The 1,436-nt window shown below is 56.4% G+C and carries 1 rRNA gene; it reads left to right on the top strand.

Going from position 1 to position 1,436, the window contains the following annotated elements:
- A 23S ribosomal RNA gene (locus ACWC2B_RS38035) occupies nt 1–1,392 on the top strand; the annotation flags it as partial.
- Nucleotides 1,393–1,436: the final 44 nt, after the last annotated feature.

Consider the following 1,436-nt stretch of genomic DNA (forward strand, 5'->3'; position numbering starts at 1 on the left):
CTGAGACCTGATGCCGAGCCGATTGTGGTGAAGTGGATGATCCTATGCTGTCGAGAAAAGCCTCTAGCGAGTTTCATGGCGGCCCGTACCCTAAACCGACTCAGGTGGTCAGGTAGAGAATACCGAGGCGTTCGGGTGAACTATGGTTAAGGAACTCGGCAAAATGCCCCCGTAACTTCGGGAGAAGGGGGGCCACGTCTGGTGATGAGTCTTGCACTCTGAGCTGGGGGTGGCCGCAGAGACCAGCGAGAAGCGACTGTTTACTAAAAACACAGGTCCGTGCGAAGCCGTAAGGCGATGTATACGGACTGACGCCTGCCCGGTGCTGGAACGTTAAGGGGACCGGTTAGTGCGCTTTCGGGCGTGCGAAGCTGAGAACTTAAGCGCCAGTAAACGGCGGTGGTAACTATAACCATCCTAAGGTAGCGAAATTCCTTGTCGGGTAAGTTCCGACCTGCACGAATGGCGTAACGACTTCTCGACTGTCTCAACCATAGGCCCGGTGAAATTGCACTACGAGTAAAGATGCTCGTTTCGCGCAGCAGGACGGAAAGACCCCGGGACCTTTACTACAGTTTGATATTGGTGTTCGGTTCGGCTTGTGTAGGATAGGTGGGAGACTGTGAAGCGGCCACGCCAGTGGTTGTGGAGTCGTCGTTGAAATACCACTCTGGTCGTGCTGGATGTCTAACCTCGGTCCGTGATCCGGATCAGGGACAGTGTCTGATGGGTAGTTTAACTGGGGCGGTTGCCTCCTAAAGAGTAACGGAGGCGCCCAAAGGTTCCCTCAGCCTGGTTGGCAATCAGGTGTTGAGTGTAAGTGCACAAGGGAGCTTGACTGTGAGACCGACGGGTCGAGCAGGGACGAAAGTCGGGACTAGTGATCCGGCGGTGGCTTGTGGAAGCGCCGTCGCTCAACGGATAAAAGGTACCCCGGGGATAACAGGCTGATCTTCCCCAAGAGTCCATATCGACGGGATGGTTTGGCACCTCGATGTCGGCTCGTCGCATCCTGGGGCTGGAGTCGGTCCCAAGGGTTGGGCTGTTCGCCCATTAAAGCGGTACGCGAGCTGGGTTTAGAACGTCGTGAGACAGTTCGGTCCCTATCCGCTGCGCGCGCAGGAACATTGAGAAGGGCTGTCCCTAGTACGAGAGGACCGGGACGGACGAACCTCTGGTGTGCCAGTTGTCCTGCCAAGGGCATGGCTGGTTGGCTACGTTCGGAAAGGATAACCGCTGAAAGCATCTAAGCGGGAAGCCTGCTTCGAGATGAGTGTTCCCACCTCCTTGAGAGGGTAAGGCTCCCAGTAGACGACTGGGTTGATAGGCCAGATGTGGAAGCCCGGTAACGGGTGGAGCTGACTGGTACTAATAGGCCGAGGGCTTGTCCTCAGTTGCTCGCGTCCACTGTGTTTGTTCTGAAGCAGCGAACTCCC

The sequence above is a fragment of the Streptomyces sp. NPDC001415 genome, from assembly GCF_053597395.1.